The following is a 24,467-nucleotide window of genomic DNA, read 5'->3' as shown; positions in this document are numbered from 1 at the left end:
TGGGAAGCTGTTCCTTCCTGTCAGCGATAATAATCTTCGACATTCAGAAAGGCTCTGAGGCCCTCCGGCGTCGCGTTGCGTATAGGATCATCCTCGCCCGTCACTGGCCCGCGCCAGGCTGTCGCCCGCAGCGGAGTAACTGTGTAGGCATCCCTCGGATCGAGGACGTGCGGGCAGTTTGCGACGACCATGATCACCTCCATCTCCGCCCGCAGCAGGACGCTGCGGCCCGCAGGAAACGGTCCGACCAGCGGCGTTATCGCGCCGCCAGCTTCGATCTTCGCACCCTTGAACAGATTGATGCAGGGGTGAACGTCGCGCCGCTGGAGCCCGTGCTTCGCCGCGCCAAGCAGGAAACGGTCGCGCCCGTTCGGATAAGGTCCGCTATTCGCGCCGGAGCCATATTTGGCGGCGTTGGTCACCGCGTTAGACGTTCCGCAGAATGTGTCGTGCGTGCCAGCGCCATCTTCCAATATGCTCATGAGCACCCGGCCCATGTCTGAAAGGAGCAGCTTGCCCTCACCCAGATAGGCGTTCCACTGCACCTTCACCGTGTCGGCCACGTTGAGCCGTTCGGTCGGCATGTCCGCGTTGAAAAGCAGGATCGACGCGCAGGCATCGCCTGCCAGATCGATCAGCCGCAGGCGCGCGCCGCGTGGCAGCCGCCTAGTGGCGTAGCCACCGGCTGCGACGGTTTCTTCCCACAGCAGGTGGGACGCGGCGACGCCTGGGGGAAGATCATCCGCCACCGGCGGCAACACCGGCATGGCTTCGACCACCCTGCCCGCCATGGCGCGGGCATGATCGCGGGCGTCCGATGGACTGGCGAGAATTTCGGTCATGCGGCATTCTCCTTGCGGCCGCTTTCTTCCTGCTCATACAGCGGCGGAAGCAGCGCGGTGGTCGTGACAAGTTGGAGCTGCTGGACGCCGCGCACCCTGCGCAGCGCATCGCATAATTCCTTCAGCAATGTCGCAGGACCTTGCACCAGCAGCACTTCAAGCGACTGGTCCCCCTCAAGGAACACATGCTGGGACGAGATCACCTCCTTGAGATAATCGGCCTGAGTCTGGGCGAGCTGATGCCGGACCCGGCCTCTGTCGCTCCGGTAAACCAAGGTGATGGTGCCCGCGAGCATCTCGTCCGGCCGGGTCAGGGCCTCATGCTCGGCCAGCGCATGGCGGATCAACTCGGCGATGAGTTGGGAGCGCGAGGGCAGCTCTCGTTCGACCACCATGGCGTCAAGCTGCCGGAACAGATCGCTGGGCAGGCTCATGCTGAGCCTCGCCAGGCTTGTGCCTTCGCTAGCCATTGCCAATTGCCTCCTTGTCATCCTGCGGGCTGGTCTCGTCTGCGGCGTCTTCGCTGGCCGCGGGTTCAGTGCGCCGAAGCAGCGGAAGATCATAAACTGCGGTGGCGCCGAACCGGTGGGGGGCGTGCGGATCGTGACGCCGCTTGTCGAGCGTCAGTACCCGTGTGCCCAATGTGAACGCTTCCCGGATATCGTGGGTGACCATGATGATCGTCAGCGCATAGTCGCGCCACAACCGCGTGATCAGCGCATGCATGTCCGCCCGGATGCCCGGATCAAGCGCGCCGAACGGCTCGTCCAGCAGCAGGATGCGTGGCCGTTTGATGAGCGCCTGTGCGATGGCCAGCCGCTGCTGCATCCCCCCCGACATCTGTGCGGGATAAAGGTGCAGCGCGTCGCCAAGCCCTACTGATCGCAGCATCTCTTCCGCCTCCGCGGCGGCCGCCCGGCGCGCGCCGCCGAACAGGCGCGCGGCCAGCGGGGCCTTGGCGCATTCAAGGCCGAAGATCGTGTTGCGGAGCGCGGAAAGGTGCGGGAACACCGAGTAGCGCTGGAAGACGACGCCGCGATCGGGACCGCATTCCGGCTTCAGCGGCTGCCCGTCCAGCAGGATGGTCCCCCTGGTGGGCACCTCTTGGCCTAACACCACGCGCAGCAGGCTGCTCTTCCCCGCACCGGACGGCCCGATGATCGACACGAAGGAACCTGCCTCTATGTCCAGATCGACCTTTTCGAGTACGATCTTGTCGCCATATTCGACCCAGATGTTGCGGAGGGAGAGGAGCGCGCTCAATGGCCCGCTCCATGCGCCCAAGGGAATGCCCGGCGGCTGGCGAGCGTCAATACAGCATCCATCAGGATGGCCAGGATCGCGATCCAGGCGACGTAAGGGATGATCACGTCCATCGACAGATAGCGGCGGACCAGGAAAATCCGGTAGCCAAGGCCGACGTCGGACGCGATGGCTTCGGCCGAGATCAGGAAGACCCAGGCAGGCCCCAGCGCCAGGCGCATGGTGTGCAGCAGCCGGGGCATCGCCTGCGGCAGCGCGACCCGGATCATGATCTGCCAGGAACTTGCGCCCAGTGTCTGCGCCTTGACGATCTGCTCGCGCGGCAGGGCTGCGACATGGGCCGCGATGTCACGCATCATGACCGGCGCGACGCCGATGACGATAAGGGCGACCTTCGCGGTCTCGCCCAGACCCAGGGCAATGAATAATATGGGTAGCAGGGCAATGGGGGGATGACCGCGACGACCGTTACGAGGGGGCCGAAAGTGGCGCGTACCGGGGGGAGTACGCCCAGCAGGAGGCCGACGACCAGCGCCGACAGGGTTGCGATGCCGAGCCCAATGCCAAGCCGCTGAAGGCTGGCCAGCGTGTCGGCCCAGAAGACGAACTGGCCGGTAAGCTGGTCTGCCTGGAAAAGGAGCGCCGCCATGGCATCCACCATGCTGGCAGGCAGCGGCAGGATCTTGTCCATGGGATTGGCAGCGTGGCGCTGCACCGCCAGGAACAGGTAAAGCAGTACCAGCAGCAGGATCGGCAACGCACCCAGGAAGATGCGGTCGCCTCGGCGGGCATGTCGGTTCACCCAACGCATCGTCACATCACTTTCGATAAATTCGAAACGAACCAGTCAGAGCTTTCCGTCAGCAGCCAGCTTCATGAAGCTTTCGTCGAACCGCAGCGTTACCCGTTGCGGATCGCCGAGCGTCTTGCCGCCGGGGAAGGCAATGCCCACGGCATCGGCAGACGACGCGCCTTTGAACAGCCCCTTGGAAAAGCTGAAATTTCGCACCTGTGTCATCGTCTTGATCAGCGCCGGATTTGAGGTGGCGCTCACCGCAGCCTTGGGATCGGTATAGAGATGCGTGGTCGACAGCTGGCTTTCGAAGCTCTCGGGCGTCGATCCGGCCAGCTTCGCCATGGCTGCGCGCGCCGCTCTGCCCTGGGCGTCCTGCCGCTGCATCAGGGAAACGGTCTCATACCAGATGCCCGTCAGCGCCTTGCCCAGGTTCGGATTGGCCTTGAGCGTAGCGGTATCGACGACCATCAGGTCAAGTATCTCGCCCGGGATTTGGGCTGAACTGAATACCTGAGCAACGCCCGGCTGATTCTTCATCACCGAAAGCTGCGGATTCCAGGCAACCACGGCCTTGGCCTGCGGGCTCCCGAAAGCGCCCACAATGTCGGCGTCGGACGTATTCACGGCCTTCACATCGGTCGGCTTGAGCCCTGCAGTCTCGAGACCACGCGCCAACAGATAATGGGAGACGGATAGTTCGACCAGATAGACCTGCTGGCCCTTGATGGCGCGCATCTGGTCCGCGCCTCTCAGCAATATGCCGTCATTGCCGTTGGAATAATCCCCCACGATGATGGCGCTGCTGTCCTTGCCACCGGCAGCGGGTATGGTGAGCGCGTCCATATTGGTGACGGTCACCCCGTCGAACTTGCCCGCCGTGTATTGATTGATCGATTCCACATAGTCGTTCACCTGAACGACGTTGATCTTGATCCCATATTTGTCGGCCCATTTCTTCACGATGCCGGCCTGTTGAGCGTAGGGCCAAGGCATCCACCCCGCATAGATCGACCAGCCGATATTGAAATCCGTACGCTGCGCCCCCCGGTCTGGCGTCTGCGAACAGGATGCGAGCAACAGCGCGCTGGCAAGCATTGCGACCTTGCCCACCTTGTCGATCAACCTGACCATGATTCGATCCCCTTTCGCAATGCAGCATCACCTTGGTTCATCCTGTTGTCCACAAGAAAATATTACAAGTTGTCGAATATGTAATAATTTTTCGCATGAACCCGTGATGGCGGGCACATCCACAGGATCATTGCCCAAGGCATCCCCGGACCGCCATTGACGCGAATCATCAATGAACATGAGCAATCCGGGAGCTCCCATTCGCAACGGGCAAGGAGTGGCGCCTTCGCGAATCAGGGCGGCCAGTTGCTGCCGAAGGACTGGCTCATCGCCTGCCAAGACCCCTGCAAAGCTGGAAGGCAAGAGCGTCCTACGGCCCAAAAAGGCCATTTTGATGCGGCGCGTCACAGATTTTACTCATACTGAGCAAGTGCAAAAATATTACGCTTGACGCATTAGGTAATATCCATACCGTATGAGTGATTGTTCGGCAAAGCGTCGAGACGGAAAGTTGAGCGTCCGCAAGACGGCCTATCGAAGTGAGGGCAAGTGGATCGAATCAAGACCAGTAATGCAGCAATGCTGGATGAGATGACATCAGTCGTCGTCCTTGCCAGCTCATCAAACATGATCGGTCTACCAAATCGTCCTCGAAATGCTCGAACAACAGGTCGCGACGCCGCATCGTCGCGGCATGTCCGCAGGGAAGTAAGGCTGCGCCATGAACATCGGCGCGAGATCGCCAATCTACCGGCGAACTATCTGACAAGGCGCCAGGCTCGGCTAGAGCGCCAATAGGAGGGATGTCACTTAAGGGCTCAACCGAAAGGGGGTCGGAGTGACTATGAAAATGTTTCGGAACACGTTGTTAGGCGCGACCATTTTAATGGGCGTCGGAACCACTCCGGCTGTCGCACAAGACGCCATGCCGCAAGCTGGCGACGCCAACGAGATCGTGGTGACGGGCACTCGCCGTGAAGTCACCATTCAGGATGTGCCTATCAACATCACCGCAATAGGCGCTGAACAATTGTCCAGGCAGCGGATCGACGATGTTCGCGATCTTGCAGACTTCACGCCGGGTATGACAGTTTCCGATACTGGTCCGGGTTCTACCGGAACGATCGTGCTTCGGGGACTGAGCGCTTCGGATGTTGATGCAACCGGCTTGTCCTATGACGACGCGCTGGGCGTCTATTTGGGCGAAGTTCCGCTCTATTACGACTTCAAGCTCCTCGACATCGCGCGAGTGGAAACATTGCTTGGACCGCAGGGCACGCTCTATGGCCTTGGCACGCTAGCCGGCGCCATCCGCAACATACCCAATCGCCCCGACCTGACGGCGATCAGCGGCGAAGTGCACAGCCGCCTCTATGCCAAGGAACATGGTGAAAAGGCTGGCTTCCAGCTGGATGGCGTCATCAACATCCCGATCATCCGGGATCATGTCGCCTTCCGTTCGTCCACCGGCTATTATTATGATCCTGGCTTCATCGACTCTCCGCTGCTGCTGCAGGAACCTGGCGTGTCGCTGCCACAGCCAAGCGGCCCCGGCGGTGTAACGGATGCGGATTATGCCGCAAACCTGACTGCGCGGAAGGACGTCAATTTCGAAAAGACCTTCACCACGCGCAACCAATTGCTGGTCCAGTTCAACCCCGATCTGTCGGTCAATTTCACCTACGCCTTCCAGCGGACCAAGACCGATGGCGGCCAGTATACTAGCGACGGGGTACTCGGAACCGGCAGGTACGAAAACGGCGCCCGCTATCTGGAACCGGTAAATCGTCGCGCGCACCTCGGCAGCATGGAAGTCAACGCGAACATTGCGGACTTTACCGACCTGGTCGCGACGACCGCCTACACCAATGTTCGCAATGTCCGTACCTCGGACAACACTGACCTTCTGCTGGACCTCGACTATGGCTATGAGAGCTTTCCAGCTTTTTCGAGCTACAATGAAAGCGTCAACAGTCGAAAGCAGTTCAATCAGGAAGTCCGCTTCGTCTCACGCCACGGCGGGCCCTTCAATTGGGCGATAGGCGGCTTCTACAACGAACAGAAGCTGCAGAACGACTATCGCGAGATCCTTCCCGGCCATCCCTGGGTTGATCTGGCGACCAATCCTGAAGAGATTGAATATGCGTCCTACACAACATCGAAGGTCACCGAAAAGGCGATATTCGGCGAAGGCACATTCCGCATTACGCCGGAATGGCAGGTAACGGCGGGCGGCCGCTGGTTCCAGTATAAGTCGAACATCAGGGGGCGCGCAGTCATCCCGTTGCTGGGCGATCCACTCAGCCCATATGACGCCGAAGCAGCAGGCGGCACAGCAAAGAAAAGCGGCACTGTGTGGAAGTTCAACACTTCCTACAACTTCACCGACGACATCATGCTCTATGCGACGTATAGCAAGGGATATCGCATCGGCGGTCCGAACTCGGTCGCGCCCTGCCCGCCCGTTCTGAACCCGCCTCCTGCGCAAAATGTCTGCGCCCTGCCCAACGAGCTTCAATATGGGCCAGACACCACCAAGAATGCGGAAATCGGCATCCGTACTCAGTTCTTTGATCGAAAACTGACCTTCAACTTCAACGTCTTCCAGATCAAATGGGACGGCATCCAGGTCGATTCCGCCACTCTGAACGGCATTGTTGGCATCACGGTCAATGGCGGCAAGGCGAAATCCGAAGGGTTTGAAACATCATTCCAGCTGCGCCCCCTTCCGGGTTTGTCGATCCAGGGAACCTATTCCTACGTCGATGCCAGGCTGACTGAGGACGTGCCCAATGTCATCGCCGTCAACGATCCGGCGGGCACTTACCCCAGCAATCCCATTCAGCTGGATGCATTTTCCGGCGACCGCCTCCCGGGATCGGCGAAGAACAGCGGCAGCCTGGGCGTGACATACGCCCATCCTGTCAGGGACGGCAGCATTGTCGCCAATTGGACAGCTACCTATCGCGGCAATGTGGTGACGCGGCTTGGTTGGGATCGCGCTTTTGGCGACAAGCTACCCGGCTATGTCCTGCATCGCGCGGCTCTGAACTACGAGACCGACAAATACAGCATCGGCCTGTTTGCGAACAATATCTTCGACAAATATGCGGTGGCCTCAGTCGCAAATGATCGTTCGCGGGTTGGCCTCAACGATGGCGTCGTGCTGCGTTATTACAAGCAGACGGTTATCAATCCGCGCACCTTCGGCATCGAAGCGCGGCTCAAATACTGAACGGGACAAGATCGGCGGGGCGCATCCCTTCAAAGGGTTGCGCCCCCTTCCTGCCGGGAGAGCCGTAACGGTTCAGGAGCAAACTACAGGGGTGCGGGAAGCGCCCCGATCAAGGGAGGCCGAGACTATGTTCGCGAGGATTGCCGGAACGGTCCTGGCAACCATGGCGCTTTGCGGCGCGTCGGCCGTTCCGGCTGCAACGACAAAGACTCCTGGCCTGTTCCCGGAGCGATGGATCGACGGCACGCTCGCGCAGGAGCCTGAGTCCCAGGTTCAGGCGCTCGACGGCGACACATTCGTCATCCGACAGTCGATTAAAACCAACTTTGAAGCGCCCTTTCTATATCTTCTTTTCGGGCGAGACAGGGCATTACTGGTCGATACGGGCGCACAGGGCGGCCGGATCAGGCCGGTGATCGACCGCCTCGTGGCACAATGGCTGGCGGCAAAGGGGCGCGCGCGGATTCCTCTCGTGGTGGCGCATAGTCACAGCCACGGCGATCATGTCGCCGGGGACGCAGCATTTCAGGATCGGCCCGATACGACGGTCATCGGACTCGGGAGTCAGGATGTGGCTCGCTTCTTCGGCATAGCGAAGTGGCCGGAAGATCCGGCTCGCTTCGACCTGGGTGGCCGCGTCCTCACGGTCATGCCTGCGCCCGGACACCAGGCCGCCGCCATCATGATCTACGATCCGCAGTTGAAGATCCTGCTGTCGGGCGACACGCTTTATCCCGGCCGCCTGTACATCCCCGTCAACTTTCTGGCGGACAATCGGGCAAGCGTGGATCGCGTGGCGGCATTTGCGGCCAGACACCCGATCCGCGCAGTGCTGGGCGCCCATATCGAAATGACGCGAACGCCTGGCCAGGACTATCCGCACGAAGCACAGGCGCACCCGGACGAGCGTCCGCTGGAACTGCCGAAACGCAGCATCGTCGAGCTGCAAAAGGGCCTCAAGGCGCCGCTCGACGTGCCCGAGCGGCCGCAAGCTCATGACGATTTCATCATCTACCCGGTCGCCCCGCGGCCAGATTGAAAAGATGCGCGAAAGGACTGAACTCATGGCCAATCGGCCCAAGCTGGAGATATCGCGCCGCGGCGTTCTGGCCGGAACGACCGTCACGGCAGTCGCGGCTGCGGCGCCTGCCTTGACTGAGTCCCCCGCACTTCCGCCTGCCCGGCCTGTTCCTACAATGTCCGTCACTTTCGCCGTCAATGGAAGCAAGCAGCAGCTGGCGCTTGATCCGCGCACGACCTTGCTCGACGCCCTGCGCGAACATCTTCATCTGACTGGCACCAAGAAGGGCTGCGATCACGGCCAGTGCGGCGCCTGCACCGTCCTTGTCGAAGGGAAGCGCATCAATTCCTGCCTCAGCCTCGCCGTCATGCATGAAGGCCACGAAATTACCACGATCGAGGGGCTGGGCACGCCTGACAAGTTGCACCCGATGCAGGCGGCATTCATCAAGCATGACGGCTATCAGTGCGGCTACTGCACGCCCGGCCAGATCTGTTCCGCAGTCGCGGTTCTGGATGAGATCGCGCGCGGGATCCCCAGCCACGTTCAGGACGATCTGACTGCCAGCCCACGCGCCACGGCGCTGGAGATGCGGGAGCGGATGAGCGGCAATATCTGCCGCTGCGGCGCTTACTCCAATATCGCCGAGGCGATGGCGGACGTCGCGGGAGAGAGCGCGTGAGAGCCTTCACCTATGAACGCGCTACGGACCCTGTCGCGGCGGCACGGGCGGTAGCGCAACGCCCCGGCGCGCGGTTCATCGCCGGGGGCACCAACCTGCTGGACCTCATGAAGATCGAGGTGGAAACGCCGACGCATCTCGTCGATGTGCAGGACCTGGACTTCACCAAGATCGAAACGACGCCCCAGGGCGGCCTGCGGATCGGGGCGCTCGTCACGAATACCGATCTTGCCACGGACGAACGTGTGCGCCGTGACTATGCCGTGCTGTCGCGCGCGATCCTTGCCGGCGCTTCGGGACAATTGCGCAACAAGGCCACGACCGGCGGCAACCTGCTCCAGCGCACCCGCTGCCCCTATTTCTACGACATCAACATGGCCTGCAACAAACGGAAGCCGGGTTCGGGATGCGCTGCAGTTGGCGGCTATTCCCGCCATCTCGGCGTGATCGGAGTGAGCAAGTCCTGCATCGCGACTTTTCCGGGCGACATGGCCGTAGCCCTGCGCGTGCTCGACGCCGTTGTGGAAACGATTGATGCGCATGGGCGAACCCGGTCCATCCCGATTGCGGATTTTCATCGCCTCTGGGAAGACAATCCGGAACAGGATACCGTGCTGAAGCCCGGCGAACTCATCACCGCCGTCACGCTGCCCGCGCCCCTAGGTGGCAAGCATTTCTACGAGAAAGTCCGCGACCGCGCCTCCTATGCCTTCGCACTCGTGTCGGTCGCGGCCGTGATCCAGCCTGATGGCATCGGCCGCGTGGCGTTTGGTGGGGTTGCGCCAAAGCCCTGGCGCATCGAAGCCGCCGAGGCGCTGCTGCCGCAAGGTGCGGCGGCCGTTACCGCGCGGGCCTTTGAAGGGGCGACGCCGACAAGAAACAATGGCTTCAAGCTGCCGCTCGCGACGCGCGCGCTGGCCTATGTCATCGCGCAAGCCAGGATCTGATCCCATGAAGTTCAATGTTCCCGCCGGGACCAATCCCATCGACAGGATGTCCGTTGTCGGCCGTGCGCAGGATCGGATCGACGGTCCGCTCAAGACGACGGGCCTCGCGCCCTACGCTTATGAACAGCGCGAGGCGGCGAACCCCGCCTATGGCTATGTGATCGGGTCGGCAATCGCCAAGGGCACCTTCCGCTGGCTGAACCTGGACGCTGTAAGGGCTGCGCCCGGCGTCATTTCGGTGGTCACCGCAGAGGATGCCGGCACGCTGGGCAAAGGACAGTTCAATACGGTGAAGCTGCTCGGCGGGCCGGAGGTCGATCACTATCACCAGGCCATCGCTATCGTCGTCGCAGAGACATTCGAACAGGCCCGCGCCGCCGCCGCCATGGCGCGGGTCGATTATGACCGTACGCAAGGGCGGTTCGATCTGGACCAGGCGTTGAAGACCGCTCCAGTCGTTGGCAATGGCGGCGAGCCAGCGACGGTCGGTGATTTCAAGGCTGCTTTCGCTGCCGCTGCGGTAAAGATCGATGCCGAATATACGACGCCCGATCACACCCATGCGATGATGGAGCCCTTCGCTTCCATCGCGGCGTGGCAGGGCGACGAACTGACGATCTGGACATCGAACCAGATGATCGACTGGGGTCGCGGGGACCTTGCCCGAACGCTCAACATGCCAAAGGAGAAAATCCATTTCCTGTCGCCCTATATCGGCGGCGGCTTCGGTGGAAAACTGTTCCTGCGGACGGACGCTGTCCTCGCCGCGCTGGGAGCAAAGGCGGCGGCACGGCCGGTGAAGATTGCGCTGCCGCGGCCCTTCATGGCTAACAACAGCACGCATCGTCCCGCAACCCGCCAGCGCATCCGCATCGGCGCGGGGCGCGACGGTACGATCGCCGCCATCGCGCATGAAAGCGGCTCGGGGGACCAACCAGGCGGCGGCCCGGAATCGGCGACCGCCCAAACTGAGCTACTCTATGCGGGTGCGAACCGACTGACCGCACTCAGGCTGGCGGTGCTCGACCTGCCCGAAGGCAACGCCATGCGCGCTCCGGGGGAGGCGCCCGGCATGATGGCGCTTGAAATCGCCATGGACGAAATGGCCGAGAAGCTGGGAATGGATCCCGTCGCCTTCCGGATCAAGAACGACACCCAGGTCGATCCCGCCAAACCCGAACGGCGGTTTTCGCAACGCCAGCTTGTACGCTGCCTGACGGAAGGCGCCGAACGGTTCGGCTGGTCGCGCAGAAATGCCGTCCCAGGCAAGGTGCGAGACGGGCGCTGGCTGGTCGGAATGGGGGTAGCTGCGGCCTTTCGCAACCATATCAATCGGGCCAGCGGCGCGCGGGTCCATCTCGACCCCGATGGTCTCATAACCGTCGAAACAGACATGACCGATATCGGCACTGGCAGCTACACCATCATCGCCCAGACCGCGGCGGAGATGATGGGCGTGCCGATGGACGCCGTCAAAGTAAAGCTCGGTAGTTCAACCTTCCCGGTCGCTGCGGGTTCGGGCGGTCAATGGGGTGCGGCCAATGCCACGGCAGGCGTATATGCGGCTTGTGTAAAATTGCGGGAAGCGGTCCTCCAAAGCCTGGGCATTGAAGCAGGCGGCGCTTTGTTCGAAGGCGGTTATGTGCGCAGCGGCAACCGGTCGACGGAACTCCACAAGGCAGCCGCAGCGGGAAGATTAACGGCCGAGGACCGTATCGAATTTGGCGAACTGGCGGAAAAGTGGCAACTTTCCACTTTTGGCGCTCACTTCGTGGAGGTGGGCGTCGACGCCTACACCGGCGCCACGCGCATTCGCCGGATGCTGGCAGTCTGCGCTGCCGGCAGGATCATCAACCCCAAGTCAGCGCGCAGCCAGGTGATCGGCGCGATGACCATGGGGGTCGGCGGCGCATTGATGGAGGAATTGGCCGTCGACAGGCGTTTCGGCTTTTTCGTCAACCACGATCTCGCGTCCTATGAAGTGCCGGTTCATGCCGATATCCCTCATCAGGAAGTGATCTTCCTGGAGGAGGCGGACGACAAGGCCAACCCGATGAAAGCAAAGGGCGTGGGCGAACTCGGGCTGTGCGGTGTAGCCGCAGCCATCGCCAACGCCATCTACAACGCCACTGGCGTCCGCGTGCGCGACTACCCGATCACGCTCGACAAGCACCTGAACCAACTTCCGCCGCTGACATGATGAAAATTGAAGGCGAGCGCTGCTATGTATGCTCGATCATCTCGTCAGTCTCCTGTTCCGAGGTCGGATCGCTCGGGTGACAGGCGCACATCCGTCAGAAGTCCAAGCTCAGACGAGGATTACATAGGCAGCGCCGATTGCCGCACATGCGCCCAGCACAGGCAGGACGCCGATCTTGAATCTGAACACTGCTATCAGGGCGGCGATCGACAACAGTGTCGCCGGGATGTTGATTGAATCCAGCACCGGCACGTCGAGAGAGCCCGTCGGCGTCGCGAGGAGTCTGACCTCTCCAAACAGCGTGTGGATCGCGAACCAGAGAGCGAGGTTCAGGATGACCCCCACCACCGCTGCGGTGATGGCTGTCAGCGCAGACGAAAGCGCCTTGTTGCCGCGAAGCCGCTCGATGAAGGGGGCTCCGGCGAAGATCCAGAGGAAGCAGGGCACGAAGGTAACCCAGGTTGTGAGGATTGCGCCGAGCGTTGCCGCGATCAATGGCGAGAGCTGACCCGCATCGCGGAAAGCTGCAAGGAAACCGACGAACTGCGTCACCATGATCAGCGGTCCGGGCGTGGTTTCCGCCATGCCGAGGCCGTCCAGCATTTCGTCCGGCTGAAGCCAGCCGAAGGTGTCGACAGCCTCCTGCGCGACATAGGCGAGCACGGCATAGGCGCCCCCGAACGTCACCACCGCCATCTGGCTGAAGAAACTGGCGATGCGGTAGAACACATCATCGGGTCCTAGCGTCAGGAACAGCGCCAGAACCGGCGCCAGCCAGAGCAACAGCAGGACCGAACTGATCCGCAGCGACCAACCATAATTGGGCTTTGCATGTTCGGGCAACGCTTCGCCAAGCGCGGTGTCGCGATCATGAATGACCTCCCCACCACCCGCGCCATGGCCGCCACCGCCTTTGAACTGCGGAAGGCCGCTGCGTCCGCCGACATAGCCGGCTAGCCCTGCGGCCAGGATGATCACCGGGAAGGGCGCGTCCAGAAAAAAGATCGCGACGAACGCAGCGGCGGCTATGCCGCGCATGACGTTGTTCTTGAGCGCCCGCGATCCGACGCGCACGACGGCCTGCACCACGACTGCCAGCACCGCTGCTTTCAGGCCGAAGAAAAGCCCTTCGATCAAGGGCACATGGCCGAGCAGCACATAGAGGTAGCTCAAGCCCAATATGGCGAGAAAGCCGGGCAGCACGAACAACGCTCCGGCGATCAGGCCGCCCTTCGTCTTGTGCAGCAGCCAACCGATATAAATGGCGAGCTGCTGCGCTTCGGGTCCAGGCAGCAGCATGCAGTAGTTAAGCGCATGCAGGAAGCGCTCCTCACCGATCCATCGTTTCTCTTCGACCAAGATACGGTGCATGACCGCGATCTGGCCCGCCGGTCCGCCAAAGCTGAGTGCGGCAATCCGGGCCCAAACCTTTGTGGCTTCGTTCAAGGGGATGCCGTGGTCGCCGGCGGAAGGCGTGTCCGCAGGAGTTATGGAGGACGCGCCTGTCGTCATCGGTCCGTCCTTCTGTTGCTGAAAAAGGCATGGAACTGGTTGAAAGCGTCGCTCGCCATCAGCGCGGATCGTTCGTCAGATTGGCGCGCAGCAGCAGGGTTTCGAAGCTGCACCGGTCCTGTTCATGGGTCAACTCGGCATCGCCCCTGTCGAAGCGCAGCGCGCCCGGCAGCGGATCATAGTGGCGGCTGCAATCATGATATATGTGTATCATCAGATTTTGGTCTCGGAAATCGCTATACCAACAACAACCCCCCTCACCTGGAGGACGAGAAGATTGCTGCATTGGAGATCATCCTGTGAGCGCGGCCACCAAGACCGGTCGCGACCGAACCGGGTCCGGTGTCAGGAAGCGGCCTGGTTGATTCCCGGAGACATCGCACCCTGTTTTTGGCAGAATGCCAATCAGAGTCAGTCATCGGGAAGGCGAGAAACGTGACCCCGCAAGCCCCTCTGAACCCTGTCCTGTGTCCTGTCACCGATAACGAAGACCATCGCAAGTCAGCGGCGGCGTCGGTCGGCGGAGGGACGATCAAGGAGAATGTGCGCACCCGGACCTTCGATCATGCCCGCGCGGTGCTTCGCAACCAGGGTGCGCGGCAGGCCGGATTCATGGCCGAACAGGTGGGCAAGATCGGCAGCGCCACGCGCCAGCCGATCCTGTTCCTCGAAGGCGAGGCGCATCGCGTGCAGCGCGGCGCGACCGCGCGCTTCTTCACGCCGAAAATCGTCACCACCCATTATCGTGACCTGATGATCCGCCTATCGGACAATCTCGTCAGCCGCTTTCAGGCGCGCAAGCGGGCGAAGCTGGATGATCTCAGCCTGGAGTTGGCTGTAGGGGTTGCAGGCGACATTGTCGGCCTGACCGATAGCGACGCGAAGGGCCTCGCCAAGCGCCTGGACGTTTTCTTCACCGGCGATTTCGATCCGCAAACAAACCCGATCCAGGCATTTGCCCGGTTTCTCCGCCAGCAATATTGGGTTCTGCGATTTTACTACAAGGATGTGGCTCCGGCGATCCGATCGCGCAGGCAGCAGCGCAAGGACGATGTGATCTCGCACTTGATCGATGAAGGCTATAATGGCCGCGAGATACTGACGGAATGTCTTGTCTACGGCGCCGCAGGTATGGCGACCACGCGTGAGTTCATCGTCATGGCCGCCTGGCACATGCTGGGCAATGACGAGGTCCGCGGCGCTTTTCTAGAGGCCGACGAGCATGGCAAGATCGCGATCCTGGAGGAAATTCTGCGGCTGGAACCTGTAGTCGGCTATATCTATCGCCGCCTTCAGGACGATCTGCCGACTACGGACGGGATCGCGAAGGATATCCGCAAAGGTGAGGCCGTTGCGGTCGATGTGCGCGCCGCCAATACCGATGTGGCGGCGTTCGGCGCCTGCCCGATGCAGGTTCGGCCGGGGCGCAAGGTCAGCGCAAAATATGGCAATGCGGGGCTTGCCTTTGGGGACGGCGAGCATCGCTGCCCCGGCGCACAGGTCGCACTGCAGGAAAGCTGCCTGTTCCTCGACCGGCTGATGAGGGTGCCGGGGCTGAAGCTCGAGCGAGCGCCGGATCTTTCCTGGAACCGGCTGGTGACCGGCTACGAACTGCGCAACTGCGTGATTGTTTGCGACTGACCGTTCAGGCGTCTGGTGGTCAGGGCCGGGTCATGCGCAGCCCTCGACATAGGCGAGCACCGGCATCAGGCCGACATGGATCATCTTGACCTTGCCGTCATCACCGATCTCGAAACGCAGCGCAGACGAGCCGCTCGACGCGTTTGGCGCCGTCAGATATTTCGCGGGCGCTTCTTCATATTTATGCGGCTCTTCGCGGAAGCCGACAAACCATTTCCTGACGTCCGCCTCGCTCGCTCCGACGCCGATGCCCTCAGCCAGTTTAGCGGATGATCGTTGGCCCAATGTGATGCGCTGAACCTTGCCATCGGTCACGATCGCATAAGCACCGGGATAATCCGGCGAACTTACCGTGCGGCAGGCATCGCTGATTTGCGCACCGCGCTCGGCCCAGCGGCTGTCTTTGGGGACGGGTTCGCCGATCATCAGATCGCCCAGACCTTCAAGGGCGAGGACCTTCGGGTCGGCGGAGGATGCCGGGGATGTGTCGGGGGCGGCATCCACGGGTGAGATGGCGGCGACGTCGCTGGTCGTTGACCCACTGCCATTATCTGCGCCCTTTGCCATGGTCGCCTGGTCAGTCGGTTGGGGATCGGCCGAACAGCCAGTGGCGATGAGAAGAAAGCCGCATAGGGGCGCGATGAGAAGGGAGGTCTTGTTCATGCTGGTACAACGGCAAAGACGGGGGATCGTTTCGCCTGAAGACTGGATATTTTGACATTTTTCGAAATGTTATTGACGCACTGCTGATGGCCGGCATATTTTGACGATCATCGAATCAAGGTGGACGGTCCATGGATCAGGACAAGGCTGTGGCGGCTTTGGCCGCACTCGCGCAGGAAACGCGCCTTTCCGTGTTCCGCCTGCTGATAAAGGTCGGTCCCGACGGTATGATCGCGGGCGCAGTGGCAGACGCGATGGATGTTCCGCCCTCCACCATGTCGCATCATCTGGCGAAGCTGGAACTGGCCGGACTCGTCACATCCTGGCGGACAAGCCGACAGATCCATTATGCCGCCGACTATGCGGGAATGCAGGCGCTGCTCACATTCCTGATGGCGGATTGCTGCCAGGGCGACCCACGCGCCTGCGCCGACCTGCTGTCCACGATCGCCTGCGATGCTGTTGGTGAAGATGAAGGCGCATGTGCGAGAAGCGGAGCAAAGTGAATGACCACCGATATCATCATCTACCATAATCCCGAGTGCGGGACGTCCCGCAACGCGCTGGCCATGATCCGCAATGCCGGTATCGAGCCGCATGTCATCGAATATCTCAAGACGCCGCCCTCCCGCGCCATGCTGGAAAGCCTGATCGTTCGCGCGGGGATGACGCCGCGCGCCCTCCTTCGGGAAAAGGGCACGCCCTATGCCGAGCTTGGGCTGGGGGATGAAGGCCTCTCCGACGCGGCGTTGATCGACGCGATGATGGCGCATCCCATCCTTATCAATCGGCCGCTGGTCGTGTCTCCGCTGGGGGTGAAGCTGTGCCGCCCTTCAGAGGCCGTCCTCGACCTGATCCCGGCGGCGCAGCGCGGCGCTTTCAGCAAGGAGGATGGCGAACAGGTGATCGACGCCACGGGCAACCGCGTGCCCACCGCCATGCCACCTCATAGCTGATGGAACAGCAATGACCGCAAGCAGATCTCCGCGCCTGTCCTTTCTGGACCGATACCTTACCTTTTGGATTTTCCTCGCCATGGCGCTGGGCGTCGGCCTAGGAACAAGCGTCGAGGGATTGCCACAGGTCATCAACAGCCTGTCCTGGGGCACCACCAACATCCCGATCGCCATCGGCCTCATCCTGATGATGTATCCCCCGCTGGCGCGCGTGCGCTATGAGGAACTGCCGCGGGTGTTCGAGGACAAGCGGGTGCTGGCCATTTCGCTGATCCAGAACTGGATCATCGGCCCTGTCCTGATGTTCGTGCTGGCGGTCATCTTCCTGCGGGATCAGTCGGAATATATGACCGGCCTTATCCTCATCGGCCTGGCCCGCTGCATCGCCATGGTGATCGTCTGGAACCAGCTGGCAAAGGGCGACAATCAATATGTCGCGGCGCTGGTGGCGTTCAACTCCATCTTCCAGATCCTGTTCTTCAGCGTCTATGCCTGGTTCTTTCTAGCTTTCCTGCCGCCGCTGTTCGGGCTGGAAGGCAGCGTCATCGACGTCAGCTTCTGGACCATCGCGGAAGCCGTGGCCATCTATCTGGGCATCCCCTTCCTTGCCGGTTATCTGACCCGCAAATGGCTTGCGGGCGCCAAGGGGCGCGACTGGTATGAAGGCGTGTTCCTGCCCAGGATCGGCCCGATCACTCTGGTCGCGCTGCTGTTCACCATCGTCGCCATGTTTAGTCTGAAAGGCAACGAGATCGTTACCCTGCCCGGTGACGCCCTGCGCATCGCCATACCGCTGACGATCTATTTCGTCGTCCAGTTCACGATCAGCTTCTTCATGGGCAAGCTGATCGCCAGCGACTATCCGCGCACCACTGCTGTCGCCTTCACGGCGGCGGGCAATAATTTCGAGCTGGCCATAGCGGTCGCCATCGCGGCCTTCGGGCTGGCGTCCCCGGTCGCATTTGCCGCCGTGATCGGGCCGCTGGTCGAGGTGCCGGTGCTGATCCTGCTGGTCAATGTCGCCTTCTGGTTCGGACGACGGTGGTTCCCCGATACCGTGCCTGCCGCAGCTTGAGCGAGCATGGCTTTAAACCCGGCTGAAGGAGCCTGACCGCAGATCATGCCCGATTTCCGCTACCTTCGCGACTTGCCCTATCCCGGCACACTTCCAGCGTTAAAGCAGGAATTTGCCCATCGCCGCCCGGCGCTGGGCCTTCGCGAACTGGATCCGCCACCGCGCATACTGCTCCTCTACGGCAGTTTGCGGGAGCGGTCCTACTCCCGGCTCGTGGTGGAAGAGGCTGCGCGCCTGCTCCAATATTTCGGATGCGAAACGCGAATATTCGATCCGTCGGAACTCCCGCTCCCCGATCAGGTCGACGGGGACGATCACCCTGCGGTCGCCGAACTGCGCACGCATTCCTTATGGTCGGAAGGACAAATCTGGTGCAGCCCGGAACGGCATGGACAGATTACGGGGATCATGAAGGCCCAGATAGACCATCTCCCGTTAGCCTATAAGGGCATGCGGCCCACGCAGGGGCGCACGCTTGCCGTGATGCAGGTCAGCGCGGGTTCGCAGTCCTTCAACAGCGTCAACACACTGCGCATTCTGGGCAGGTGGATGCGGATGTTCACAATTCCCAACCAGTCGAGCGTGGCCAAGGCCTTCACGGAATTTGACGAAGATGGCCGCATGAAGCCGTCGAGCTATTATGATCGCATTGTCGATGTAGTTGAAGAGCTGGTGCGCTTTACAGTCCTGCTGCGTCCGCATGCACAGCAGCTGGTCGATCGTTATTCCGAACGGTGCGAAGCGGGCATCCCGGTCGATACATCAAGCGACTTGTCTTCCATTGCGACCGCTCCCCAAAATGCGCCCGGAACATGATCCGGCTGCGCGCCGCCGGGCATTTCAGGGGCGGCGCATTTTTCTGCATTGACGGGAGACTGATTGCGATGCGCCACATGACGATCTGGCTGGCGACGCTGGCCGCTTCCACCGCGATGACCGCATCGGTCGCAGCGCCCACGGCCAGATGGGGCGGGGGCGAGATTTTGTGGGACAGTTTCGGCGTGCCGCATATCTACGCCAGGACCGAGGAAGGCGGCTTTTACGGCTTCGGCTACGCCCAGGCGCAAAGCCACGGAAATCTGCTGCTGCGCATGTATGGCGAAAGCCGCGCCCGCGCTGCTGAATATTGGGGCGAGAAATATGAAAAGCAGGACAAATGGCTGGTCGCCAATGACGTGCCGGAACGCTCCGCCCTGTGGTTCAAACGCCAGACACCCCAGATGCAGACGAATCTCGAAGCCTTCGCGGCCGGGGTGAATGCCTATGCAGCGGCTCATCCCGAGGCGATCGACCCCGATGTGAAGATTGTGCTGCCTTTGAAGGGCGTGGACATCATCGCCCACGCGCAGCGTCTTATGAATTTCGGCTATATAGCGTCTGATCGAAAGGTGCTGGCCGATCCGTCGATCAACGAAGCGGGCGGCTCCAACGCCTGGGCCGTCGCACCGTCCCGCTCGGCCAGCGGCAAGGCGATGCTGCTCGCCAACCCGCACCTGCCCTGGGCGCCCAGCCAGCTTACTTATTACGAGGCGCAGATCACAGCGCCGGGCATGGCCATCTATGGCGCGACGCAGGTCGGCTTGCCGGTACTGCGCTTCGCCTTCAACAATGATCTGGGCTTCACCAACACCGTCAACACGCTGCTGGGCTTCACCAGCTACAAGCTGACGCTGGAAGGCAGCGGCTATCGCTTCGACGGCAAGACCCAGCCCTTCAAGTCGGTGGTGAAGAGTTACAAGGTCAAGCAAGGCGACGGCACGACGAAGACGGTCAGCTTCGAACAAAAGAGCACGGTCCACGGCCCGTTATTCACCCTGCCCGACGGCAAGACGACAATCGCGCTAAAGGTCGCCGGACTGGATCGGCCGGGCGTGCTCCAGCAATATCTCGACATGGGCAAGGCGCGCGACTGGGCGACGTTCGAAAAGGCGCTGCGCAGGATGCAGGTGGTGATGTTCAACATCATCTACGCCGACCGTGCGGGCCATATTCTCTATCTCGACAACGGCCTGCTGCCCAAGCATGATGGCGGCGACCTCAAATATTGGTCTGCCCCCGTAGCTGGCGACACATCGAAAACCCTGTGGAAGGACGTCCACAGCTATGATGAGATGCCCAAGCTGCTCGATCCCGCCACCGGCTTCGTACAGAATGCCAATGATCCGCCGTGGCTGGCCACCTGGCCTCGGGCGCTCGATCCCAAAAGCTATCCCGCCTATGTCGCGCCTGTGGGGCCGATGAGCCAGCGCGCCCAGCTGTCGGTCAAGCTGATGACCAAGGCCGACAAGATCAGCTTTGACGATTTCGTTGCGCGCAAGGTGACGACCACATCGTTGATGGCGGGCCGGATGCTGCCCGAGCTGCTGGCTGCTGCCGCAGGTTCGGGCGATGCCGACGTTCAGGCTGCGGTGGCACTGCTCAAGGCGTGGGATCACCGTTTCGAACCTGACAGCCGGGCGGCTTTGTTATTCGAAACCTGGGCCGGAATCTTTTCACCCAGAAATTTCACCGATCAATCAAACTATGCCGTCAAATGGACCCTCAATGATCCGCTGGAAACGCCGCGCGGCCTGAAGGATCCTGCGGCGGCCGTCGTCATGCTGAAGCAGGCGGCGGGCAAGACCAGGGAATTATATGGCGCGATCGACCGGCCCTATGGCGATGTGTCGCGTTTCCGTATCGGCGACGTCAGCGTCCCGGCCAGTGGCGGGTTCGGCAATATGGGCGTATTTCGCACGATCACATGGGGGCCCATGAAGAATGGCGAGCGCACGCCCGTCCATGGCGAAACATGGGTGTCGATGGTCGAGTTCGGCACGCCGATGAAAGCGGTGGGCCTGATGAGCTATGGCAATAGCAGTCAGCCCGGATCGAAGCACAATAGCGATCAGCTGCAATTGTTGAGCGAGAAGAAGTTCCGCACACTCTGGATCGCACGCGCCGATGTCGAAAACCATCTGGAGGAGAAGCACGCCTTCTGACGAGCCTTCCCGAACGGCTTTCCGCAATCGGCAGCGCCTACGTTGGGGCGGAGGCGCTGCCAGCTGGTTCCCGAACGCCAGTAGCCGTGCAGCTTTAACCTGTGTCTCTCAAACCGCCGTGGATCGGGGATTCATTATAGCCCATGCCGCGAAATCGCTGGCACTTGCCCAGCGCTACAGGCGCGAGAAGAACCCGGCGACCCGCAAACCAGCCGATTAATTCGCCTTTGAAGGCGCGTTCAAGGAAGGCTAGCGTGAGCCCCGCCACGGCATCAGGCCACGGCGCGCCCCGCATTGGCGACATCTTCCTGTGTGCAGAAATATAGCTGTGCCTTGCCGCCTCGCTTGGAGCGATAGAGCGCAGCATCGGCGCAGGCGGTCAGATGCTCAAGGTCCACGCCATGACGCGGCGCCATCGCTATGCCGATGCTGACGGATATGCAGATCGGTTCGTCCATCAACATATAGGGCGCGCTCAATTGCTTGATGATGCGGCGGGCCAGCATCTCGGCCTCGCCTTCATGCTGGACGCCTTCCTGCACGACGATGAACTCGTCGCCGCCGATCCGTGCAACCGTATCCACCGATCGCACCGTCGACCGCAACCGAACCGACACCTCACGCAAGACCGCGTCGCCCATGGGATGACCATGACGGTCATTGATGACCTTGAACCCGTCCAGATCGAGGAAATGGACCGCCAGTTGGCTGTCCTTAGACGCAGTGACGCTCAGGCTGTTCTGAAAACGCTCCCTGAGGAGCAATCGGTTGGGAAGTCCGGTCAGCGCGTCCTGCCGCACAAGGTCTGCAAGGTCATGCTTCGCGATCAGGCGCTCCACATCCGAACGATAGAGATGGCGCACCGATTCAAGGCTGAGCAGCGTCACGACGGCGACCAGCAGCGCCTCTATGACGAAATATTCCGCATGCATCGGCCCCGCGTCGGGGTTCCGGGCGTGCAGCGCCAGGGCGGCGATGGTCGGCACTGTCGCCAGCAGCAGGCTGATCACACAGATTCGCGGCCTGCCCCCGATGCGCGAAACGATACCCGCGCCAAAGGTGAAGATCAGGCTGACCGCTACAAGATGGTGGAGCGGCGAATGCATGATGAGCACCGTCGCGCTGAGCGCGCCCAGCAACGTCGCAAAGGCATAGCTGCCCATGGCATAGCGCCGTTCCCACTGCCGCACCCGCTCAACGGTCAGAACGGTCCGATGCGCTTCCCGGCGGTAAGCGGTCAGCAATATCAGCCGCGCGATCGTGACGATCACCGCTGCCGCCGTAACAAGGCCAATGACGACACCGCCATGTTCCATGTAGATCGTCATGCCAGCCAGGCCGAACAGGATGCCCATGCCAGCTATCGGCAACCGCATGTGAAACAATGCCGCGACCAGCTCGCAATAGACCGCGTCGGGCATGGGAAGGGACATCACACCCTTGGACAGCGCACCCACCGGCGCCCGCGTCATCTTAATTAACCAGCTGCGCTTCATGGAAAATCCGCGTCAAATCCTGTTCCAGGCAAATCGGCGCATCGTCATCTAACGCCCCAGACCCGAAACCTGCCACCTCACCTAAGGGTCCGCTTCGAATTTGAGAAGTTCTATCTTTTCAGCGGCATCGGCGCAATTAACAGGTAAGCCGCTGACGACGAAAATGAGGAGGGATGCTTGACCGATAATGACAAGGCCGCCGCCATTCTGGAGATTCATGCTCTTAAGGCACGCTATTTCCGAACCATGGACATGAAGGACTGGGCGGGCCTGCAGGCGACGTTCGCCCCCGACCTGATCGCCGACTTTCGCGCTGCGTCCGGCGAGTGGAACGAAGCCATGTTGATCCATGGCGCCGCTGCCTATGTCGCCCAACTGGCGCCGATGCTGCAACAGGTTTGCACCGTCCATCACGGCCATATGCCCGAAATCCGCATCGAGACGGAAACGGAGGCAAGCGGCATCTGGGCGATGGAAGACAAGCTGTGGGTCGAGGAAGGGGCGCCGCTGCCATTCCGATGGATGCATGGCTACGGCCATTATCATGAGCGTTATGTGCGGCTGGCCGACGGGTGGCGGATCAAGGAAATCCGCCTGACACGGCTGCGTGTCGATGCTGGCTGAACAAGCGGCCGGCTGCCGAAGAACCTTGGCAGCCGCCCCAAGGGAGCCTATTCTCTCCCGAAAGCCAGCCGGATGAAAAAGGCATGGCTCGGGGGAGAGCGATGGACGACGCATTTGTGAAGAATGTGGTTGAGGCGATTGCCCTGTTCGGCTTTGGCGGGGGCATATTGCTGTTGTTCTGCCTGATCGCGGAAGCATATCTGCGCCATCGCGAGGGACTAAAGCCATTCAGCCGCGAGACCGGCCACAATTACCTGTTCTTCCCACTGGGCCCGTTACTGGAAGGCATCATCGCCAACACGCTGCTGATCGCCGCGCTGACGGCCATCTGGCATCTGACCCCGCTGCGGGTGCCGGTGAGCTGGTGGACGCTGCCTGTCTATTTCCTGGTGGGCGAGCTGGCCTTTTACATTTTCCACCGTGCAGGGCACGAACTGCGCATCTTCTGGGCCGATCATTCGATCCATCATTCGGCGGAAACCTACGACTTCACCGTCAACCTGCGCCACACCCCCTTTTCGACCGTTTACAGGCTGCTCACCTGGTCGCCGCTGGCGCTGTTGGGATTCCACCCGGTCGTGCTGGTGCTGATGGCCATCAACATTCCGGCGTTCCAGACATTCTGCCACACGCAGCGCATCGGACGGCTGGCGCCATGGTTCGAATGGCTGTTCGTGACGCCCAGCAACCATGCCGTGCATCATGCGTGCAATCCCATCTATCTCGACAGAAATTATGGCGGGCTGCTGATGATCTGGGATCACGCCTTTGGCACCTATCAGCGTCTGGAGGACAGCGAACCGCCTGTTTTCGGCATCACTCGCCAGCCCCGATCCCCCAACCCGGCCAAGGTGCTGACGCATGAGTTCCGCTACCTGGTCCAGGACGTCCGGGCAGCGCCCGGACTGACCGCCAAGCTGAAGGTGCTGCTGGGCAAACCAGGCAAGACCTTTCAGGCGAACCACGCGCCCGACCCCATGGTGATCGATCGCGGCCTTAGGGGCACGGCGGAAAACTGACATGGCGGGAGTGAATGGATTTGCCGCGCTCATCCCCCTGCTGATGCTGTTCCCGCTGGCCGCCACGATTCGGCAAAGCTGGCCGGGGGCGGAGCGATGCGGAGGCAGGATCAGCAATATCATCAGCGGCCCCGGATGGCTGGTGCCGTTGATATTCATCGTGCCGATGTGCATCGGGTTGATGATGGCCGGGCGGCTGTCGCCCCTGCCCCAGCATACCTATGCGGTGATGACGCAGAGCCATGGGCCTGCAACTGGCCTCGCCCTGGCGTTGGCCGTGGTGACGGCGGAATTGTGGCTCATGCTGGCCCCGGCGATGATCGTGTTGCGCTTCGCCGATCCGGCGCGTCGGGCCGCCATGCGCGGTCTGATCCCGCTCAACCTGTTCCTCGGCCTTGTTTTTCTCGCGATCATCCTGCTCGTCTGGAACTGAAGCGACGGTA

The 24,467-nt window shown here is 61.4% G+C and carries 22 protein-coding genes and 1 pseudogene; 14 read left to right on the top strand and 9 right to left on the bottom strand.

Going from position 1 to position 24,467, the window contains the following annotated elements; genetic code table 11:
- Positions 1 to 20 precede the first annotated feature (20 nt).
- From B6S01_RS10810 to B6S01_RS10790, 5 genes and pseudogenes are all read right to left on the bottom strand, one after another.
- The gene (locus B6S01_RS10810) at positions 21 to 842 is read right to left on the bottom strand and encodes an urea amidolyase associated protein UAAP1 (RefSeq protein WP_037467705.1); all 822 of its coding nucleotides are present in this window, start codon (positions 840 to 842) and stop codon (positions 21 to 23) included.
- Entirely contained in the window at positions 839 to 1,312 is a 474-nt protein-coding gene (locus tag B6S01_RS10805) for a CopG family ribbon-helix-helix protein (RefSeq protein ID WP_037467707.1), read from the bottom strand. The genes B6S01_RS10810 and B6S01_RS10805 overlap by 4 nt, the downstream gene beginning before the upstream one ends.
- Positions 1,305 to 2,105, bottom strand: coding sequence for an ATP-binding cassette domain-containing protein (locus tag B6S01_RS10800; protein ID WP_037467708.1), 801 nt, complete (start codon positions 2,103 to 2,105; stop codon positions 1,305 to 1,307). The genes B6S01_RS10805 and B6S01_RS10800 overlap by 8 nt, the downstream gene beginning before the upstream one ends.
- Positions 2,102 to 2,916, bottom strand: a pseudogene (locus B6S01_RS10795) (ABC transporter permease). The gene B6S01_RS10800 and the pseudogene B6S01_RS10795 overlap by 4 nt, the downstream one beginning before the upstream one ends.
- 36 nt (positions 2,917 to 2,952) lie before the next feature.
- Positions 2,953 to 4,032 (bottom strand): putative urea ABC transporter substrate-binding protein, encoded by a 1,080-nt coding sequence (locus B6S01_RS10790; RefSeq protein WP_037467711.1) that lies wholly within the window; start codon positions 4,030 to 4,032, stop codon positions 2,953 to 2,955.
- Between the two features lie 784 nt (positions 4,033 to 4,816).
- Here B6S01_RS10790 and B6S01_RS10785 point away from each other — a divergent pair.
- The 5 genes from B6S01_RS10785 to paoC all read left to right on the top strand — a co-directional run bounded on the left by B6S01_RS10785 (position 4,817) and on the right by paoC (position 12,057).
- Positions 4,817 to 7,207, top strand: coding sequence for a TonB-dependent receptor (locus tag B6S01_RS10785; RefSeq protein ID WP_037467713.1), 2,391 nt, complete (start codon positions 4,817 to 4,819; stop codon positions 7,205 to 7,207).
- A 127-nt stretch (positions 7,208 to 7,334) separates the two neighbouring features.
- Entirely contained in the window at positions 7,335 to 8,246 is a 912-nt protein-coding gene (locus B6S01_RS10780) for an MBL fold metallo-hydrolase (protein ID WP_037467714.1), read from the top strand.
- 25 nt (positions 8,247 to 8,271) lie between these two features.
- On the top strand, positions 8,272 to 8,910 hold the full coding sequence (gene paoA / locus B6S01_RS10775) for an aldehyde dehydrogenase iron-sulfur subunit PaoA (RefSeq protein ID WP_037467835.1): 639 nt from the start codon (positions 8,272 to 8,274) through the stop codon (positions 8,908 to 8,910).
- On the top strand, positions 8,907 to 9,857 hold the full coding sequence (locus B6S01_RS10770) for an FAD binding domain-containing protein (RefSeq protein WP_037467717.1): 951 nt from the start codon (positions 8,907 to 8,909) through the stop codon (positions 9,855 to 9,857). Before paoA ends, B6S01_RS10770 begins: the two co-directional genes overlap by 4 nt.
- Positions 9,858 to 9,861: 4 nt before the next feature.
- Positions 9,862 to 12,057 carry an aldehyde oxidoreductase molybdenum-binding subunit PaoC gene (paoC, locus tag B6S01_RS10765; protein WP_037467719.1) on the top strand — a complete coding sequence of 732 codons (2,196 nt, stop codon included), beginning with the start codon at positions 9,862 to 9,864 and terminating at the stop codon, positions 12,055 to 12,057.
- Between the two features lie 108 nt (positions 12,058 to 12,165).
- Here the strand turns inward: paoC and chrA are convergent, their stop codons facing one another.
- Together chrA and B6S01_RS21610 are read right to left on the bottom strand one after the other, a co-directional pair.
- Positions 12,166 to 13,569: a chromate efflux transporter gene (gene chrA, locus B6S01_RS10760; RefSeq protein WP_051908407.1), complete on the bottom strand. Its 1,404-nt coding sequence runs from the start codon at positions 13,567 to 13,569 to the stop codon at positions 12,166 to 12,168.
- Between the two features lie 58 nt (positions 13,570 to 13,627).
- Positions 13,628 to 13,783: a chromate resistance protein ChrB domain-containing protein gene (locus tag B6S01_RS21610; RefSeq protein ID WP_081570373.1), complete on the bottom strand. Its 156-nt coding sequence runs from the start codon at positions 13,781 to 13,783 to the stop codon at positions 13,628 to 13,630.
- 221 nt (positions 13,784 to 14,004) lie between these two features.
- Here B6S01_RS21610 and B6S01_RS10750 point away from each other — a divergent pair, with 221 nt between their 5' ends.
- Positions 14,005 to 15,210: a cytochrome P450 gene (locus B6S01_RS10750; RefSeq protein WP_197053229.1), complete on the top strand. Its 1,206-nt coding sequence runs from the start codon at positions 14,005 to 14,007 to the stop codon at positions 15,208 to 15,210.
- 30 nt (positions 15,211 to 15,240) lie between these two features.
- On the opposite strand, the gene B6S01_RS10745 is transcribed toward B6S01_RS10750, so the two are convergent.
- Positions 15,241 to 15,873, bottom strand: coding sequence for a hypothetical protein (locus tag B6S01_RS10745; RefSeq protein ID WP_037467720.1), 633 nt, complete (start codon positions 15,871 to 15,873; stop codon positions 15,241 to 15,243).
- 131 nt (positions 15,874 to 16,004) lie between these two features.
- On the opposite strand from B6S01_RS10745, the gene B6S01_RS10740 reads away from it, so the two are divergent.
- From B6S01_RS10740 to B6S01_RS10720, 5 genes are read left to right on the top strand one after another with little or no spacing between them, the layout of a single operon-like run.
- A complete protein-coding gene (locus B6S01_RS10740) occupies positions 16,005 to 16,379 on the top strand; it encodes an ArsR/SmtB family transcription factor (protein ID WP_037467721.1) in 375 nt (124 codons plus the stop codon).
- Entirely contained in the window at positions 16,380 to 16,829 is a 450-nt protein-coding gene (gene arsC / locus B6S01_RS10735; protein ID WP_037467722.1) for an arsenate reductase (glutaredoxin), read from the top strand.
- A 10-nt stretch (positions 16,830 to 16,839) separates the two neighbouring features.
- A complete protein-coding gene (gene arsB / locus B6S01_RS10730) occupies positions 16,840 to 17,904 on the top strand; it encodes an ACR3 family arsenite efflux transporter (protein ID WP_037467723.1) in 1,065 nt (354 codons plus the stop codon).
- Positions 17,905 to 17,949: 45 nt separating this feature from the next.
- Complete coding sequence (arsH, locus tag B6S01_RS10725) at positions 17,950 to 18,720, top strand: arsenical resistance protein ArsH (RefSeq protein ID WP_037467724.1); 771 nt, start codon at positions 17,950 to 17,952, stop codon at positions 18,718 to 18,720.
- Entirely contained in the window at positions 18,717 to 20,885 is a 2,169-nt protein-coding gene (locus B6S01_RS10720) for a penicillin acylase family protein (RefSeq protein WP_231568047.1), read from the top strand. The genes arsH and B6S01_RS10720 overlap by 4 nt, the downstream gene beginning before the upstream one ends.
- 272 nt (positions 20,886 to 21,157) lie before the next feature.
- On the opposite strand, the gene B6S01_RS10710 is transcribed toward B6S01_RS10720, so the two are convergent.
- Entirely contained in the window at positions 21,158 to 22,357 is a 1,200-nt protein-coding gene (locus B6S01_RS10710; RefSeq protein WP_231568048.1) for a GGDEF domain-containing protein, read from the bottom strand.
- A gap of 201 nt (positions 22,358 to 22,558) precedes the next feature.
- On the opposite strand from B6S01_RS10710, the gene B6S01_RS10705 reads away from it, so the two are divergent.
- From B6S01_RS10705 to B6S01_RS10695, 3 genes are all read left to right on the top strand, one after another.
- The gene (locus B6S01_RS10705) at positions 22,559 to 23,005 is read left to right on the top strand and encodes a nuclear transport factor 2 family protein (protein WP_051908408.1); all 447 of its coding nucleotides are present in this window, start codon (positions 22,559 to 22,561) and stop codon (positions 23,003 to 23,005) included.
- A 101-nt stretch (positions 23,006 to 23,106) separates the two neighbouring features.
- A complete protein-coding gene (locus tag B6S01_RS10700; protein ID WP_051908410.1) occupies positions 23,107 to 24,024 on the top strand; it encodes a sterol desaturase family protein in 918 nt (305 codons plus the stop codon).
- 1 nt (position 24,025) lies between these two features.
- A complete protein-coding gene (locus tag B6S01_RS10695) occupies positions 24,026 to 24,457 on the top strand; it encodes a hypothetical protein (RefSeq protein ID WP_037467726.1) in 432 nt (143 codons plus the stop codon).
- Positions 24,458 to 24,467 lie beyond the last annotated feature (10 nt).

The organism is Sphingobium herbicidovorans, assembly GCF_002080435.1.
Taxonomy (GTDB): Bacteria; Pseudomonadota; Alphaproteobacteria; order Sphingomonadales; family Sphingomonadaceae; genus Sphingobium; species Sphingobium herbicidovorans.
The sequence above is the reverse complement of the archived record's forward strand: the minus strand, read 5'-3'. Positions and strand labels throughout refer to the sequence as shown.